General features: G+C 50.9%; 13 protein-coding genes. 7 read left to right on the plus strand and 6 right to left on the minus strand.

All coding sequences use genetic code 11. The features are described 5' to 3' along the window. Window positions 1-192: 192 nt before the first annotated feature. Window positions 193-1,074 carry a GNAT family N-acetyltransferase gene (locus V5T57_RS13725; RefSeq protein ID WP_332891803.1) on the minus strand — a complete coding sequence of 294 codons (882 nt, stop codon included), beginning with the start codon at window positions 1,072-1,074 and terminating at the stop codon, window positions 193-195. Window positions 1,075-1,261: 187 nt separating this feature from the next. Between V5T57_RS13725 and V5T57_RS13730 the strand changes: the two genes are divergently transcribed. The 3 genes from V5T57_RS13730 (at window position 1,262) to V5T57_RS13740 (ending at window position 3,467) form a co-directional block, all read left to right on the plus strand. Next, window positions 1,262-1,918, plus strand: a complete 657-nt coding sequence (locus V5T57_RS13730) for a DUF502 domain-containing protein (protein ID WP_332891804.1) — start codon at window positions 1,262-1,264, stop codon at window positions 1,916-1,918. Continuing rightward, a complete protein-coding gene (locus tag V5T57_RS13735; RefSeq protein ID WP_332891805.1) occupies window positions 1,918-3,051 on the plus strand; it encodes a potassium channel family protein in 1,134 nt (377 codons plus the stop codon). The genes V5T57_RS13730 and V5T57_RS13735 overlap by 1 nt, the downstream gene beginning before the upstream one ends. Before the next feature lie 65 nt (window positions 3,052-3,116). Next, window positions 3,117-3,467: a DUF6394 family protein gene (locus V5T57_RS13740; RefSeq protein WP_332891806.1), complete on the plus strand. Its 351-nt coding sequence runs from the start codon at window positions 3,117-3,119 to the stop codon at window positions 3,465-3,467. A gap of 1,436 nt (window positions 3,468-4,903) precedes the next feature. On the opposite strand, the gene lptG is transcribed toward V5T57_RS13740, so the two are convergent. Together lptG and lptF are read right to left on the minus strand one after the other, a co-directional pair. Further along, entirely contained in the window at window positions 4,904-6,019 is a 1,116-nt protein-coding gene (gene lptG / locus V5T57_RS13745; RefSeq protein ID WP_332891807.1) for an LPS export ABC transporter permease LptG, read from the minus strand. Window positions 6,020-6,021: 2 nt separating this feature from the next. Beyond that, a complete protein-coding gene (lptF, locus tag V5T57_RS13750) occupies window positions 6,022-7,200 on the minus strand; it encodes an LPS export ABC transporter permease LptF (protein ID WP_332891808.1) in 1,179 nt (392 codons plus the stop codon). A 189-nt stretch (window positions 7,201-7,389) separates the two neighbouring features. Between lptF and V5T57_RS13755 the strand changes: the two genes are divergently transcribed. Both V5T57_RS13755 and V5T57_RS13760 read left to right on the plus strand, forming a co-directional pair. Beyond that, window positions 7,390-8,925, plus strand: coding sequence for a leucyl aminopeptidase (locus V5T57_RS13755; protein WP_332891809.1), 1,536 nt, complete (start codon window positions 7,390-7,392; stop codon window positions 8,923-8,925). Window positions 8,926-8,931: 6 nt separating this feature from the next. Continuing rightward, on the plus strand, window positions 8,932-9,402 hold the full coding sequence (locus tag V5T57_RS13760) for a DNA polymerase III subunit chi (protein ID WP_332891810.1): 471 nt from the start codon (window positions 8,932-8,934) through the stop codon (window positions 9,400-9,402). Window positions 9,403-9,491: 89 nt separating this feature from the next. Here V5T57_RS13760 and V5T57_RS13765 read toward each other — a convergent pair whose 3' ends face one another. Next, complete coding sequence (locus tag V5T57_RS13765) at window positions 9,492-10,019, minus strand: Crp/Fnr family transcriptional regulator (protein WP_332891811.1); 528 nt, start codon at window positions 10,017-10,019, stop codon at window positions 9,492-9,494. A 319-nt stretch (window positions 10,020-10,338) separates the two neighbouring features. Here V5T57_RS13765 and V5T57_RS13770 point away from each other — a divergent pair, with 319 nt between their 5' ends. Then, on the plus strand, window positions 10,339-12,357 hold the full coding sequence (locus V5T57_RS13770; protein ID WP_332891812.1) for a methyl-accepting chemotaxis protein: 2,019 nt from the start codon (window positions 10,339-10,341) through the stop codon (window positions 12,355-12,357). A 12-nt stretch (window positions 12,358-12,369) separates the two neighbouring features. Here the strand turns inward: V5T57_RS13770 and ispF are convergent, their stop codons facing one another. Together ispF and ispD are read right to left on the minus strand one after the other, a co-directional pair. After that, a complete protein-coding gene (gene ispF, locus V5T57_RS13775; protein WP_332891813.1) occupies window positions 12,370-12,846 on the minus strand; it encodes a 2-C-methyl-D-erythritol 2,4-cyclodiphosphate synthase in 477 nt (158 codons plus the stop codon). 3 nt (window positions 12,847-12,849) lie between these two features. Continuing rightward, window positions 12,850-13,572, minus strand: coding sequence for a 2-C-methyl-D-erythritol 4-phosphate cytidylyltransferase (gene ispD, locus V5T57_RS13780; protein ID WP_332891814.1), 723 nt, complete (start codon window positions 13,570-13,572; stop codon window positions 12,850-12,852). Window positions 13,573-13,655: 83 nt separating this feature from the next. Between ispD and V5T57_RS13785 the strand changes: the two genes are divergently transcribed. Then, window positions 13,656-14,477 carry a cytochrome C assembly family protein gene (locus V5T57_RS13785; RefSeq protein WP_332891815.1) on the plus strand — a complete coding sequence of 274 codons (822 nt, stop codon included), beginning with the start codon at window positions 13,656-13,658 and terminating at the stop codon, window positions 14,475-14,477. Window positions 14,478-16,839: the final 2,362 nt, after the last annotated feature.

The raw sequence follows: 16,839 nt of genomic DNA on the forward strand, positions 1-16,839 counted from the left end.
GCCCGTATGGGGTGGCAACGGGGTCGAGTGCTGTCAAAGCTGGCCCTGTTTTAAGTTGCGTCTGTAGCGACAGGGCGCTTCTCTGTTTGTTACACCAGACGCATCCCCTACTTATATAGGCTCGGCTCACAGGCGACCCCAGAGGGTGTTTTCCCTCCGATCGGTCATGGGGCGAGCGGGCTACCAGGGGCATTAATCTTTACAAACATTGGCCACCTCGACCAGGTTTTGATCGGGATCTCTAAAATAAATAGAGCATAGAGGGGCATGAGCACCGGTGCGGGGAATGGGGCCTTGCTCAATGGTAATGCCAAGTTTTTGCAAATGGGTTTGCATGGCCGGTAGTGGGGTATCGGTCAGTAAGCAGATGTCGGCCCCCCCTGGTGTAGGAGCGTACGCATGAGGGGTGAACGGGGCACTGGACAGGTGTAGATTGATTTTCTGACGACCAAAACGTAAAGCACGGCGCTCTGCACCAAAGGTTATGGGATGCATGCCCAAGGCTTTGTGATAAAAATCCACTGTTCTATCCAGGTCGGCCACAGTTAAGACCAGGTGATCCAGGCTCATCATGGTGGGGGTGGGGGCCAGCAAAGGTAAGGATGCCTGGAGATGAATTAAAATCCGCGGTTTCCCATCGGCCCGTTTTCTTATATCGCTACCCCAAGGGGTAAAACCCAAACCAAGGTAGAGTTTAAACGCCGCATCATTATGGGTGAAGACCGAAAGATTTAAGAACCCAGCGCCACATTTTTCCTGGGCCAAGCGGGCCATATACTGTACCAACAGTTTGGCCAAACCTTTGCCCCGTACCTGACTACCCAGTATCACATTCCCCAAATAGGCCGACTCTCCCTCCTGCACATTGTACAGGTTGGCATAACCCATGACCTGATCATCCTCAACCATGACCGTCGGGCACTGCCGCTCTAGGGCAATTTGGTGCATAAAGCTTTCACTCAGTGGCCACTGGGCATGGGGGGCCATATCCATAAGTGTTTGTGGAGATTCCGGCAGACGGCATACCGCAGGGATATGGTCTGAGTGACAAGGGAGAAATCGGTAGTTAGACATGGCGATCTCACTCAAATAGTGGTGCTTTATGGCTGGCATTATCGAATGGACTATAGGCATCCTACCTGATCTGCCGTATAATCGCCCTATTTCGTGATCTTATCTTTTTAGATCACGGTTGGCCTGTGTATTCAGGGGGGTTGTGCAGGTGGTGGCTCCTCTTTACAGTTAAACGGAACAGCACAGCGTGTTAAAGCGTTTTCGTGTTCGACTTAAACAGAATTTTCTAACCGGCCTGCTGGTGGTTTTACCACTTGGGGTGACGCTGTTTATTCTGCATCTTATGGTCAAAAGCAGTGATCAACTGCTCGCTTGGTTGCCCCGTGCCTGGCAGCCCGATCAGCTGTTGGGTATGCATCTGCCTGGTGTTGGTCTGGCGCTGACCCTGTTGCTGATTTTGTTGGTGGGTATGGTGACCCGGAACTGGCTAGGACACCGGCTGGTTCAGTGGAGTGACCAGTTGTTGGGTGCCATTCCGCTCATCCGTAACTTGCACTATGCCGTTAAACAGTTTGTGCAGACTTTGCTAGGCAGACGGGCAAAAAATTTTAAACAGGTTGTGCTGTTACAGTACCCCCGCCCAGGGCTGTTTGCTGTGGGGTTGGTAACTTCTGAAGGTGAAGGTGAGGTCCGTACTGTTTTGGGCGAACCGATCTACCATATCTTTGTGCCCACAACCCCCAACCCAACCAGTGGTATGCTCTTGTTTGTGCCAAAAAATGAGGTTATCAATCTGGATATGAGTGTTGAAGAGGGGCTGAAGCTGGTGATCTCCGGTGGCATTATCATCCCACCTTGGGAACATGACGTGGAAACACCAAGCGTGCAGGCGGGAGAACGTTGATGTGGTCTGCACGTAGTGGCAGTAAGCGGTTTGAAAAACGACAGCACGATCTTACGGATGTGCTGGGGCGTTTTCGAGCCCCTTTAGTCGCACTGATCATGGTCAATACCTTCGGGATACTTGGCTTCATGATTATCGACAACTACCCTTTCTTAGACGCGGTCTATCAGACCGTTTTTACCCTGACCACGGTTGGATACCAAGAGACACACCCCATTTCTGAAGGGGGTAAGGTCTTTGTTGTTGTCCTTATTTTGGTTGGGGTTATGACCTGGACCTACGCTCTGGGTACAGCCATTAGTGTGATGGTTAATGAAAATGTGATTGGTAAGTTTCGGGAGGCCATCATGGTGCATCAGGTTCGGCAGTATCAGGACCACTTTATTGTGGCCGGGTATACCGAGATTGGGCGAGAGACCGTCCGTATGCTGCAACGACAGCGCATTCCCTATGTGGTGCTGGATGATGATCCAGAGCGGGTCGCCATGGCTGAAGAGGATCTGCTGCATGAACTGCTGCCGCTCAACCCTTTTCATAACGAGAGTTACCGTAAAGCTAATATTGGTGAATCCCGTGGGGTGATTACCGCTTTTGCGGATGATGCCGATAACATCACAGCGGTGGTAACCGGTAAGATTATGGAGGAGGAGAGCGGTCACGAGCTGTTGATCATCACCGTGGCCGAACACCATGAATCTCGAGCCAAGCTGGAAAAAGTTGGGGCGGATGTGGTCATTCTTCCCCACGAGCTTATTGGTCAACGAATCTCAGCCCTAGCGTTGCATCCGCCAGATCCTGAACATACCAGCTTTCTGGATAGAGTGGCGTTTGGTGAGTTCCTTAACCTCGATATCCGCGAGGTGCGTATTAATAAGGGATCCGTGCTTGATGGGGTGGCCATCCGCGACAGTGGTATCCGTAATGCCCTGGGCGCCAATATTATGGGCATTCGTAAACGGGGTAAGCGTAAGCTGCTGCTCATGCCCAACCCCGATATCATCATTCATTTTGGTGATCAGATTTTGATCATGGGCACACTCTCCCAGTTGGAAGGGTTACAAGCTTTTCTCCACCCGGAACGTGAGGCTATTGTGCACGATCCAGCCAATGTGGATGAAGAGAGCAGTAGCTAAATAACGTTGTACTTTTCAGTGACCCCTCTCTATGCGTAGTGTTGGGTTTGATATAGGAGTTGAGAATGGATTGGCGTCTGATCTGGACCACCTTTTTTCTCATGATGGCACTAACCACCACGGTCAGTTTTATCTTCCATGGTAGTGGCTATGAGCTAATTTTGGCGGTTTCCATGAACCTGGTAGCCACAACCCTAAAACTGGGTACGCGGCACTCCATCGGCTCCATGATGATGTCGGCTTCGTTGGTCGCTGATTTTCATCTCATTCCAGCCCTGGGGGCCTTCTATATTCTGCATAACCCCAATATGGCCCATGCTTTGGTAATTGGTGCCCTTGTGGCCAATACCATTTCAGTCATTCTGCTCATTCTTGAAGCGGTTTTAGAACAGCTGCAAAAAGACTCCATGAGCTGATATCGGTGGTTTGGTCAGGGGCTGTTGTGATCAGTCGGTTGCTGAGTCGATGCGGTTTATCCATACATCGCCCCTGGCTACCACGCTTCCTCACACCGTTATGGTGTGGGTTGATCGCCCTGCTTTTTGAGCTAAGGCAAAGACCCTGTGCCAACCCTGAGGGATAGGCCTGGATGGACTGGGGTCAGCGCCTGCTGGTCATGGATGGGCTTGGTTAGCCTTACTCCCCCACTGTTTTATCATGTACAGGCCTGCCGTATCGGTATGCTTCCCAACAGAATGTAATCCGCACACATAACGAAGTTGTTATCTGAGGCATGGCCCTGGACCCACCGGGCGCTGCCCTGGACCCACCGGGCGCTGCCCTGGACCCACCGGGCGCTGCCCTGGACCCACCGGGCGCTGCCCGGACCCACCGGGCTTTGCCCTGGACCCACCGGGCGCTGCCCGGACCCACCGGGCGCTGCCCTGGACCCACCGGGCGCTGCCCTGGACCCACCGGGCGCTGCCCTGGACCCACCGGGCGCTGCCCTGGACCCACCGGGCGCTGCCCGGACCCACCGGGCTTTGCCCTGGACCCACCGGGCTTTGCCCTGGACCCACCGGGCTTTGCCCTGGACCCACCGGGCGCTGCCCGGACCCGATTAAGGGGCAGGCAGAGCCTCCCCTTAATAATCCCCAACCCCTTTTATAAGTTTTCCCCCCAGTGGCTTAAAACCGCTTTCTTCAGGAACCCGCAGAACGATTACCGTAAATAGTGTTAAAAAATAAGATTTTATGGGTTGGATGCATGGTTGTTTGACCCCCCCGGGCGCTGCCTGGACCCGATTAAGGGGCAGGCAGAGCCTCCCCTTAATAATCCCCAACCCCTTTTATAAGTTTTCCCCCCAGTGGCTTAAAACCGCTTTCTTCAGGAACCAGCAGAACGATTACCGTAAATAGTGTTAAAAAATAAGATTTTATGGGTTGGATGCATGGTTGTTTGACCCCCCGGGCGCTGCCCGGACCCGATTAAGGGGCAGGCAGAGCCTCCCCTTAATAATCCCCAACCCCTTTTATAAGTTTTCCCCCCAGTGGCTTAAAACCGCTTTCTTAGAGGTCTCCAGCATAAATACCGTAAAGAATTTTTAATGAGAGTGTGTCAGGGGTGAGGGGCTCTTTTAAGCTAAGTGGAATCGCACCTCTCGTTCAATTTGCAGGTTTTTCAAATGCTTTGTGGGTCCAACAAGGGGCGGCTCTTGGTTGTCAGCAAAGGGTGGAACAAGTGGGGGGGGGTAGAGAATAGACGCTCTTTGTGAGCCTTATGGAGGGATAAAAGTAGGTGGATCAAGAGAATTTTTTATAAATAACGAGGGTGGAGGGCCCTGTTGAATAATAAAAAAGGCTGAAATCCATAAGGAATTCAGCCTTTGTATCGATAGGGCGTCGGGCCAAGGTTAAATGGGAACATCCTCTTCCAAATGCAGCAGTAGAAAGCCGCCAATACTGATAAAGAACATGACCGGTGCAAAAGCCGCCAAGAAAGGCGGTAGTCGCTCGCCAAAACCCAAAGCTGTAAATAGATCAACCACCACAAACATCACAAAGCCCGTCACAAAACCTGCCAGCATGGAACGAAAGGTCCCCCCCATGCGGTGTAGCCTTAAAGCGAAAGGAAAAGCTAACAAAATAGCGGCTAAGGTTGAGAGCGGATCCGCCATCTTACGGTACAGCGTGACCCAATAGGGGGTGGCATCATACCCCTCATTCACCAAGCGGTCCGCATGCTTCCATAACGCTTGTAAAGAAAGCTCCTGAGCTTGCGGGGTTGCCCGTTCAATCTGTTCGGTACCAAGGTTTATAGGCCAAGGCATGCGCTCAAAGGGCTCACTCTGGGTGGCGGTTCCCGTAAAGCGATGAACCGTACCATCATGGAGCACCCATTTATCTTTTTCCCAAGCCGCTTTATGCGCATCCGCACGGAGAATAAGATCATGCTCAGGAGTAAAACGCAGGATCGTAACCTCTAACAGTAGCTTTTTATGACCGTAAGCACGTTTGGCATGAAGAATCTGTCCGCCATCCCTGATCCATAAATTATCCTGGCTGGTACCTTCCCGGCTGGCCATGAGCTCTGCTTTGGCCGCTTGTTCTGGTAGGTTCATCCGAAAGACAGAGCGCTCTGCCGCTGCGTTAGTGCGGGGCACAATTTGATCCAGCATCACCAGCTGGGCTCCGGCAATCATGACACCACCCAATAAAAAGGGGATGAGAATACGTACCAGAGAGACCCCGCCAGAACGAATGACTGTCAGCTCATTAAGCTGGGTCAGCCGTGTGACCACAAAGAGGGTGGTCAGTAGGGCAATAGGGGGCATGAACTGTGTAAAAAAGGCTGGCATACGCAAGAGCATGAGCTCAGCCAGATCCTGCCACATAACATGATCGCGGCCACCAAAGCGGCGGATCTGTTCAGCACCATCCATGAGGAAAAAGAGCGCCACAAAGATGGTGAAAACTTTAAAAAAGCCCTGTAAAAACAGCTGGAGTAAGTAGCGGAAAAGAATAGGCATGATCAGCTCTCCTTTCCGCTTTTATCAGAGGTCTGCAACATGCGTTGAGGCAGCATGGCCAAGATGGTACCTAACCACTGGAATAGTTTAATGGGGCGGTCATGATAGGCCATGTAGGTGACATAACTGGTAAACATCAGTAAGGCCAAATTGGGTGTCCATATACCTATCGCGGGCGTCACAACCTCCCGTTTGGCCAAAGCCTCACCAAACGTGAGCAGTACAAATTGAATGATCAACACCACAATCGCCACAATAAAGCCAAATCCCCGTCCAGAGCGCTGGTTCTGCTGCATGGCTAAGGGAATGGCCAAAAACCCTAACAGCGCGGTCGCGGCAGGTATGGCAAAACGTCGGTGCCACTCCCGTTCCGCTTTGTTGGCCAGTTGTGGGTTGTCGGCTTGTCGGGCTTTATCCAGATCAGCAATGCTGTAGGCCCGCATTTTACGGGCACCCTTTTTCCCACCCGTATCAAACTTAACCCCAAGCTCTAGATCATAGGTTGAGAAGTTCAGTTGCCGATAAAGGTTACCTGGGGAGACCTGGTGACGGCTGCCATCCTTGAGTAAAAGAGCGGTTTCTCCACTGGTGCTGCGGTGGAGCATGCCGGTTTTGGCCATGACGGTAACCGGTTGCTTAGGGTCACGTTCATCATGAATAAGCAGTCCTTCCAGCAATTTACCCCCATGGCTCTGTTTGTTCACATAGATCATCAAGCCAGGGATGGCACTGTTGAAGGTCTGGGTTTTAATGGTAAAGGTGTTTTGACTGAGTAAAGCACCCTTAATGCTCTGGAACATGTTGTGTGAACCAGGTACCAAAAACCAATTGAGGTAGAGTGAGAAAAAGGTCACCACCAAAATGGGTATGGATAAGGGATAAAAAATACGCAGCAGGCTGATGCCACTGGATTTAATGACTATCAATTCACTATCTTGCGCCAACCGGCCAAGGCCGATCAGAATACCCACCAGCAGCGCCATGGGTAGGCTGGCCACCAGGAATTTGGGCATGATGAGGAGAACCATCTTCCCCAAGACAGCGATAGAAACACTTTTATTGACCCAAAGATCCACCAGTTTCAGGATCTGTGGCAGTAGGACCAGGGTGGTTAAAACCACCAGTGCTGTAAAACTGGTCACCGCACATTCGGTCAGAAGATATCGGGACAGACGCTTCATTATCGGTTATGGTATATGACCGGGTCGGCAGCATAAAAACGCGACCCCACTGTAACACGCCGAAATTGGGCGTAAATTACTGTGTAATCAGGTTGCGTCGTCTTGGGCCGAAGACCGGGTTTGGTTAGAGTAATCCCCACGTACGCACCCTTTGTACCATTCCATGACCAGCATTACCACAGAGGCGATATGACTGAGCACGCTTTCCAGGTTGTTTGTGACAGTTCCACCCCAGATTCTTGGCAGGCCGATGCCCTGATTATCGGTGTGCTGGGGGGCGATAAGCCCAAAGTCCAAGAAGGTTTGGCTAATCTGGATAAAAAAGTGGCCAAGGCGGTTAAACAGGCCATTAAAGCCGGTTGGCATAAAGGTAAGCCTGGTGAGGCTTTGCCTCTGCCTTTACCTGAGAATAAAAATCTCTCGATTCCTCGGGTGCTTCTATTAGGTTTGGGCAAGCCTGAAGATCTGGATGCCGAAGTCTTACGCCAAGCGGGTGGGCACCTGGTTAAAGCGTGTGACAAGCTGAACATCAACAGTGCCATTACACTGCTGGCCAACCTGGATCTACCAGAGATCGCTGGCACCAGTGCCCTTTATGCGCAGTTAGAAGGAGCATGGCTGGCCCGCTACCGGTTTGAGAACTACCGCTCTTCCGATGATGAGCCCAACAATCGCCTGCAAACTTTGACCTGCGCTGTCAGCCAGGATATGCAGGCCGAAGTACAGGCTGTGGTGGATAAAGCAGCCGCTGCGGCTGCAGGGGTTTGGTTCTGTCGTGATCTGTGCAACACACCGGGTAATATCCTGAACCCCAAGACTTTGGCCGATGAAGCCAAAAAGCTGGGTGAAGGGGATGCCATTAAAACCACCATTTTGGATACCACCCGCCTACGCCGTAAAAAAATGAACGGTATCCTCGCCGTGGGGCAGGGCAGTGAGACCCCCCCTCGCATGATTGTTATGGAACATAAAAAAGGTGGGGATAAACCCTTAATTGCCGTTGTGGGTAAAGCGGTTACCTTTGACTCGGGTGGTCTCTCGCTCAAACCTGCCGGCAACATGGATCATATGAAGTACGATATGAGCGGTGGTGGCGCGGTGTTTGGTTTGATGAAAGCGCTGGATCAGTTGAACTGGCCAGTCAATGTGGTGGGGATTGTACCAACCGCTGAAAATATGCCCGACGGCAAAGCCCAACGTCCGGGGGATGTGATCACCATGTCCAACGGTAAAACCGTTGAGGTGTTGAATACCGATGCAGAAGGTCGCCTGATTTTGGCCGATGCACTGCACCATGCTTGTGGTCTTAAGCCCGATGCGGTGGTGGACCTGGCCACACTGACCGGGGCTTGTGTGGTTGCCTTGGGTCACCATGCAACAGGTTTGATGGGTAATGATGATAGCCTACAGGCTGAGCTGGAGCAGGCAGGTGTTGCTTCTGGTGAGCGGGTTTGGCGTTTGCCCATGTTTAAAGAGTACCAAGAGCAGATTAAATCCAAAGTCGCGGATATTCAGAATATTGGTGGTAAAGGTGCCGGCACCATTACCGCAGCCTGTTTCCTCTCCAACTTTGTGGAAGAGGATATTCCCTGGGCCCATTTGGATATTGCAGGAACAGCTTGGTCTGTACCGGGTAAAAGCTATGTGAGTGAAGGTTCTTCGGGTACCTGCGTACGGCTGTTGCTCCAGTGGGTGGAGAGCCGCATGAACGCAGCAGAGGTCTAATACCCCATGGCCAAAACTCAGCAAGGCCCGCTTAAGGTGCGGTTTTATCAGCTCGCAAGTGATAGCCGCGAGCGGGCCTTGCTGAAGATCCTCAATAAAGTCCATGGTATGGGGCTTAAGATCTGCGTGGTCGTTGAGGATCAAAATCAAGCAAAATGGTTGGATGACCATCTTTGGCGTCACCCCCCCGATAGTTTTCTTCCCCATGGCACCACAGAAGATCCCCACCCGGAAGCCCAGCCGATTCTCATTGCCAACCAACCTGTTGACCCTAATGGTGCAACGGTGGTGGTTATGCTCAGCCAGCAACCCTTGGATAAGCTTGATCAGTTCGACACCTTGGTGGATTTTGTCCCTGATGATACAGAGTCCAAGCGGGGCAGCCGTCTGCGTTATAAACACTATATGGATGCAGCCTGCGAGATGGAGTATTGGATACAAACCCCCAAAGGGCAGTGGGAGAAACACGCCACCTAATGCATCACTCAGCATATGGGTAGCCTGTTGTTGGGGAAGATATAAACGGCGATCACTCTATGGGTTCTTAGAGCGATCGCCTTTTTTTATTATTGAAAGGTCCCTTGTGCGTTCAGGCCGGTGATTTTTTGCAGTTCATCTTCAAAATAGCTGGGGGCCGCACCTTTGTAGAGCATGGTGTGCAGCATTTTAATCGCTTTGTTAAGGGGGTGAACCCGTTCAATTAAGCTCAAAATCACCCCATGGTAAAACTTGGCCTGTAGGGGGCTCTCTAAACTTTCAAAAATCTCCGGGGTAATAACCACCATGGTGCAGCGGGTTTGGGCATCAATATTCGCCGTACGGGTAATCTCTTGGAAAAAAGCAATCTCCCCAAAAAACTGTCCATTTTTCAGCCAAGCCAGGGTGAGCTCAGGGTCGCTGCTCTTATAAACACGGGCGGTGCCCGACAGCAGCAGAAACATATTTCGGTCATAGGCACCCTGGGTAATGATGCGCTGCCCTTTAGGTACTTTTTGCACGACCTCATGGCTTAAAAAAGCGATGCGATCAGACATACTCCAGGAGTGGAAAAAAAAAGTGTCGTTCAGAATATCGGGGTCGTAAGGGGGCATCATCGGCGTTCTCCTGCGGGAAACGCGCGACCAATATTTAAATGCATTGATCGGTAATGGCGAACAAAGCGCAGCATCCTTGCATCACTCTACACTACTGCTTGGAGTAGAGATCAGCTTCGTTGGTTCTGTGAAAAGGGGATTAAAACTACCAAAAAATTGGTAAATACAGGCAGGATTACGCTAGGTCGTTGAGGTTTAATGGGCATTTAATTATTCAGGGTTCCCAAAAAAAGGGGCTGGGGCGCATACTTATTTACGAGGTGAAGGGTGATATTAAAGTTTTGAGTAATCGGTGCCGTGTGTGGGGGAGGGTGTGGTTATGTCTTCTTGGGGGGTGCGCGCAAAACTGTTGGCTGCTTTTGCAGGTGTAACTCTTTTTATTCTTATTATGGGTATTGTAGGGCACCAAAGTCTCGGGGTGTTGCACCGGATTATTGGTGAGGGCTTTGGGGTCTATCTGCCCAGTATTGATTATCTGGTGGAGGCCGACCGGGACCTCCAGCAAGCGTTGGTCGCCGAACGTTCCATGGTATCAACCCCCCTTGAAGATCCGACCTTTAAAGTGTTTAAGGAGACCTTTGTTGCCAACCGCGGACAGGCGTGGACGCGGATGAATAAATACCGCAAGCTTGTATTGACAGATATTGAGCGAAAGCATTTTCAAACATTTGATAAAGATTGGAAAATTTGGTCAGCTACCACCGATCAAGTGTTGCAGGGCCTCGCCTCAACAGATGCCGCGTTGCGCCAAGCGGCACAACAGCTCTCCTATGGGGATGCCGCCAGTCAGTTTGAGGCTGTGCGAGATACCATGGATCAACTGCAGGAACAGCTCCTTAAAAATGCAGATTATGCGCATCAAAATGCCAACGATCAATATGCTGGTGTGCTGCTACGCATGGTGGGGGTGACCGTGGTGGCGGTGCTGTTGGCGATTGGGCTTGCACTGGTGATCTCTCGTAATTTGCTACAAATATTGGGGAATGAACCCATACTTTTGGCCAGGTTGGCCCAACGGGTGGCCGACGGTGATCTCTCTGCAGCTGGGAGTGGCCGCAAAGCACCCAAAGGCAGTGTGCAGCGTGCCATGGCTGAGATGGTCACCGGCCTGAGGGAGATGATTGAACTGATTCAGCAGCAGTCCAATGAAGGACAGGCGTCGGCTAAAACGTTATCGGATATCTCCACCACCATGCAAAGCCGTATGGATGAAACCACCCAAAACGCCTGTGTGGTGGAATCCTCCGCCCAGCAGGTATCCGAGAGTAATCAGGTGATTGAAGGGGTCACAGAACAAACGGCGCAAGGGCTAAGTGAAATTGCAGCAACCATGAAGGATATGGATGAGACCATGAACAGCATATCGGCTTCATCCGAGGAGGCATCAACCAGCTTGAATACGGTGGTTGCGGCATCCGAGGAGGCCTCTTCCAGCATGTCTTCCGTGGCATCGGCTGCAGAACGCAGCAACAGCAATGTACGCAATATGGCCCACTCAGTGTTAGGTTTGGGCGGAGCCATTGAGGCGATTCAAACCCGCTGTGAACAAGCCAATGCGGACTCCAATAGCGCCAACACCCAGGCCCAGGAGACCGCTCGGCGGGTGGAGCAACTGGACGCCATGACCAATGAGATCAGCAAGGTTGTGGGTATGATTAATAATATTGCCGAGCAGACCAACATGTTGGCCCTCAATGCTTCTATTGAATCTGCTGGGGCGGGCGAGGCGGGTAAAGGGTTTGCGGTGGTAGCCAATGAGGTTAAAGAGCTGGCTGGGCAGACCTCCGAGTCGGTAAAAATGATTACCGATACAGTTGCCAACATCCAAGCCGAAACCAGCAATGTCACCAAAGATAGTCTGCAGGTCGCGACCACCATTCAAAATGTCAGTAGCGCCATAGAAGAGATTGTCGATGAGGTTTTAACCTTCCAAGGCACATTAGAGGATGTCTCCCGGACCATGGAGGAGACCTCGACAGAAACGGCTGAGGTCTCCAGCCAAGTGGTGGAGGCCTCTCAGGCCATTACGGAAATTGCCCATAATATTACAGAGGTCTCCACGGGTATTGGTGCAGTAAACCAGAGTGTGGCGCGGGTCTCTACGGGTATAACTGATACAACTGGCCGGGTACAAGCTGCCGAGGGTGGCGGGCAGCAGGTCCGCGATCAGGTGGCGGATTCCGTGGATCTGTTTGCTGAAATTTCACAACGTATTGGTGATATGCGCAAATCGGTACGTACGGTGGAATCCCTGGGTAAAGAGGTACATGATCAGGCTGACACACTCTGCCAGGGTAATAAAAAAATGGTGGATCTGCTTAGCCACTTCCAGATGTAATCCCCCGCACTTCTACTGTTGAATTAAAACAGCACACTGGGCTGCAACCCCTTCATTACGGCCCGTAAAGCCCAATTTTTCTGTCGTGGTGGCTTTAATATTGACCAGATCTTCAGCACACACCAAGGTTTGAGCAATGGTTGCTTCCATTTTAGGAATATGCGGGGCGAGCTTGGGTTTTTGGCAGATGACCGTGGCATCCAGGTTAACCAGTGTCCACCCTTGTTGCTGCATATACCCGTAGACCTGTTCCAGTAGTTTAATACTGGCAATACCGGCATATTGGGGATCGTTATCGGGAAAATGGCGACCAATATCCCCACGCCCCATGGCCCCCAGCAGGGCATCGCATATGGCATGGAGTAGCACATCGGCATCCGAGTGGCCCAGCAAACCCATGGTGTGGGGAACATGAACCCCGCCCAGCATCAGCGGCCGGTCTTCAACCCAGCGGTGTACATCAAAGCCCTGTCCAATACGTAGGTTCATCCTCTACTCCTTACCTTGAATAAGTGCACGTACCGTCTCTAAATCTCCAGGACGGGTGATCTTTAATAGATGAGGGTCTCCCTCAACAGGAAGCACCGGTTTACCGGCCCACTCCATGAGTGAGGCATCGTCAGTCGCGGTAAAGCCTTTTTCACGGGCTTGTTTGTGCAGGTCGAGCATCAGGTCGGTGGGAAAAATCTGCGGTGTTTGTGCCAGCCAGATGGTTCGTCGATCAATGGTGCGTACCACAAAGCCCTTTTCATCCACCTGTTTTACCGTGTCATGGGCGGGTAGAGCGGTAAGAATACCATCAGCCTGTTCACGGGCTTTCATTAAACGGTCCAGCAAATTTTGAGACATTAAGGGTCGGGCGGCATCGTGTATGGCAACCCAGGGCACCCCAAGTTGTTGGGCTTTTTCCATACCGTTACGGACTGAATCCTGCCGTTCGGCCCCACCTAAAACAGGTGCTTGCAGTTTAGGTAGGGTGTTAAAGGTTGTTTGCCACTGGGGCCAGTAGGGGTCGCCATCGGCAATAACGGGGATGATATGGCTGATCAAAGGGTGCTGATGAAAACGGCGTATGGTGTGTAAGATCACCGGTTCTTCATCAATTAAATGGTACTGTTTGGGCACCTCATGACCAAAGCGTGTGCCGCGGCCAGCGGCGACCAGTACAAGTGCACAGGGCTCTTCTGCCACAGGGGGGTGTGAAGTTGGTTTCATCGTGGTATTCTCCTTAGCTCAGTAGGCTAAAACTGGGTGGAACAGCGCACGCTGTCAACGGAAAACCGAAGCGGAGTAATGGGATGCCGGATGTTCTGTTCTGGTTGGTGGTGATAGGTTATGCCATCGCCGCCTTCCTTGTGGTTCGAAATCATCTACGGGGTATTAAAGAGGCATGCCTCTCCAGTTGGTGGTGGGCAACCATCGCTTGGTTTGTCCAAAGCTATCTGGTTGTGGGTACGCTTGTTGCTGGTCATGGGCTCTTCTCAACGGGTCTTGGCCCTTCACTCTTTTCCATATCGTTGGTCTTGGGTGGGTTTTATCTCATCGGTTGGCGCATTAACCGTAATGAGGCCAGGGCCGTAGGGCTGGTCTTACTTCCTGTGCTTGTCTTGGTTCTGTTGCTCTCCAAACTTCTTGGGGATGATGGCCACGGTACGGGCCATATTGGCGATCCTCTTCTGGTCTCTCACCTGGTTTTATCACTCTCAGCCTACGGGCTTTTTTCTATCGCTGTGGTTTTGGCGTTGCTGGATGCCTGGCAAGAACACGCCCTTAAAAAGAAGCAGTTTAATGGACTGTTCCGGGTGCTGCCCTCTTTAGAGAAGCTGGAGCAGGATCTCTTCTTTATGGTGGCTGGGGGCATGGGGTTACTGACCTTAAGCATCCTTACCGGTATGGTTTACACCCACCAGCAGCTGGAGCAGTGGTTTGTTATCAACCATAAAGTGGTCTTTACCTGGATCACCTGGTTGGTCTTTGGGGCTCTGCTTGTGGGGCATCGTGTTTATGGGTGGCGTGGGCGACGTGCGGTACGTATGACGGTTTGGGGCTACCTGTTTTTAGTACTTGCCTATATTGGGGTCAAATTTGTGGCCGAATTTGTGTTGATCAAAGCAACCTGATCTATTCACGCGGCTGCTGTGTTTTTGAAAAAACGTCTTGGTTTTACCAGGGCGTTTTTTTTATGGGCGCTTTGATCGCATCGGTTTGCTTCATAAAGCCATCCATGGCCCCTCTCTCTATAGAGGGCGATCACCTAAAACGCATGGGCTCCTGACCACGACGGTTTATAGGGAGAGCATGGGTTTATTAATCAACCAGAGCTTTCTAGAAGACCCGCTCTCTATAGAGGGGGATCTTTTATGAAACAGCCTATCTCTGAGCAAAGCCGTTTTTATAGATCACCGTATTCCATGTGATCGACTAGCGCGCTATGAATGCTCACTCTATAGAGGGGGAGGGGGGGCATGAAACGTTCTGGTTCTGTTTTGGGCCATTTTGCAGAGAGAGTAGGTTTCCGTTCACGCTCATTTACCCTTATGGCTTTCATCTTTATAGAGAGGGGAGTTCTCATGACACACCTTCTCTATAGAAAGAGGGGGGGAATGGGTAGCTTGTTCTCGTTTGCGTCTAAACACCACCTGAGGTCCCTCTCTATAAAGAGGGCGATCACCTAAAACGCATGGGCTCAAGACCAAGACCGTTTTTTATGGAGAGCGTGGTTTCATTAATCAACCAGAGCTTTCTAGAAGACCCGCTCCCTATAGAGGGGGATATTTTATGAAACAGCCTGTCTCTGAGCAAAGCCGTTTTTATAGATCACCGTATTCCATGTGATCGACTAGCGCGCTATGACCTCTTCCTCTATAGAGGGGGAGGTCTTATCAAACATCCTGGCGTTGTCCCAGGTCGTCTTGCATAGATAGCGGGTTTCCGTTCACGCTCATTTCTCCTGGTAGCCTCTTTCTATAGAGAGGGGGAATTCTCATAACATGCCCACTATAGAGATGAGTGCCTTGGATCGTCTTTTTTTTGTTCGCGCTCAGACTCCACCATGCTCCTTCATTGTATAGGAAGGAGAGATATCGCATGAAATCCTCTCTACCGGAACGAGGTATGTCTGATGGAGGTGTCTATTCCATTAGATCCACCACACCTGCGTATACCCTCTCTCTATAGAGAAGGGGGGGGCATAAATGGCTATACCTCTGACCATGGCTAATTTTGTAATGGCTTTGTTGCATTGGATCAGCCAGCCCCCATATACCCTCTTTCTCTTTAGAGGGGGGGGTATCAATCCCCCTCTAAAGAGAGAAGGTGGGTTTAATGGATGGCCTGTTCTCGTTTGCGCTTAAAGGTTACCCGTGGTCCCTCTTTATAGAGAGGGCGATGTTTCACGAAAGAGTTGGTTCATTGCACGGGTTCATTTTCTATAAAGCTAGGCTTAGCGCGTTCAACCAGACCTCCCAATGGATCTTCTCTCTATAGAGCAGGAGAACTCTAAAATGCCCGGTCGATGTTTTCGACCAGTTTGATAGATCATTCGGTCTCGTTCGTTGCCATGCTAGGCCTCTTCATCTAGAGAGATGGCGTCGCCTAAAAGTAGATGCCCCTGATTAAGAGAGGTTGGGTGTAGGTGTGCTCGCTATGCTTCAATACGATTGCCCTTCGATAGCATCCATGCATTAAACATGCATTGGTGATTTTTCTATGCCCCTCCATGAATCATCGTGTGTGCTGTTTTTTACAGGTAGATCAGCAGATCTATTGTTAAGCGTCATAGAGTGGTTGTTTCATTCCATTGTGCGATTCATGTTCGGGCCAAAAGATATTGTTTAATGATTTGATGGGTTCTTGCTGTATAGATCCTCAACGTAGGTACAGCGTAAAAACGTATGCCTGCTAGATTATTTTTAAGCCTGTGCTGTTTGGACTTTTGAATTCTGTATCCATACGTGCTTGTGGATGTTTGGTATTTCATGTGAAAGGGCTTTTGAGAGGTTTTATGGTTTTTAGGCAAGCTTGGTTAAGAATGATACAGGGCCATGGATCAAGATTAAGGGCGCGCGGCAGAGTATGTTGGCGCCAAGATTTGCAAAAATGGGTGTTTCGTGTGAACACAATGCGCCACTTACAGGGGGCATTTGTCGGTTTAAATGGAATGCTTCGGTGGGGTAGGGGGCTTTTTTATCCGCCTTTTGGTGAAAATGCTGTAGTGTGGTTGGTACGCCTACAGACACATGACAGGTTTTTCGCATACGGGAGCACTTTATTTTAGGCCGTTATCGGCTGTTTAAGTGTGAAGCCCCTATGGAGACCACGTTGAGTTCCTATAAAAGATCGTCTGTAACCTGTTGAATATAGGGCGAAAGCAATAAAAAGTGAATTTAGCTTCATTTTTTGTTTGACCTGGGGGGCTGTTTGTCGCATTATCTGGCCTCCCAACACGGCGGGGTCACAACGAACCGCTAACACGTTGGGAAC

The organism is Magnetococcus sp. PR-3 (genome assembly GCF_036689865.1).
Lineage (GTDB): Bacteria > Pseudomonadota > Magnetococcia > Magnetococcales > Magnetococcaceae > Magnetococcus.

Coding starts and splice junctions, on each gene's coding strand:
- V5T57_RS13725 (WP_332891803.1), bottom strand. CDS start 1,074: ATGTCTAACTACCGATTTCTCCCTTGTCACTCAGACCATATCCCTGCG.
- V5T57_RS13735 (WP_332891805.1), top strand. CDS start 1,918: ATGTGGTCTGCACGTAGTGGCAGTAAGCGGTTTGAAAAACGACAGCAC.
- V5T57_RS13740 (WP_332891806.1), top strand. CDS start 3,117: ATGGATTGGCGTCTGATCTGGACCACCTTTTTTCTCATGATGGCACTA.
- lptG (WP_332891807.1), bottom strand. CDS start 6,019: ATGCCTATTCTTTTCCGCTACTTACTCCAGCTGTTTTTACAGGGCTTT.
- lptF (WP_332891808.1), bottom strand. CDS start 7,200: ATGAAGCGTCTGTCCCGATATCTTCTGACCGAATGTGCGGTGACCAGT.
- V5T57_RS13755 (WP_332891809.1), top strand. CDS start 7,390: ATGACTGAGCACGCTTTCCAGGTTGTTTGTGACAGTTCCACCCCAGAT.
- V5T57_RS13760 (WP_332891810.1), top strand. CDS start 8,932: ATGGCCAAAACTCAGCAAGGCCCGCTTAAGGTGCGGTTTTATCAGCTC.
- V5T57_RS13765 (WP_332891811.1), bottom strand. CDS start 10,019: ATGATGCCCCCTTACGACCCCGATATTCTGAACGACACTTTTTTTTTC.
- V5T57_RS13770 (WP_332891812.1), top strand. CDS start 10,339: ATGTCTTCTTGGGGGGTGCGCGCAAAACTGTTGGCTGCTTTTGCAGGT.
- ispF (WP_332891813.1), bottom strand. CDS start 12,846: ATGAACCTACGTATTGGACAGGGCTTTGATGTACACCGCTGGGTTGAA.
- ispD (WP_332891814.1), bottom strand. CDS start 13,572: ATGAAACCAACTTCACACCCCCCTGTGGCAGAAGAGCCCTGTGCACTT.
- V5T57_RS13785 (WP_332891815.1), top strand. CDS start 13,656: ATGCCGGATGTTCTGTTCTGGTTGGTGGTGATAGGTTATGCCATCGCC.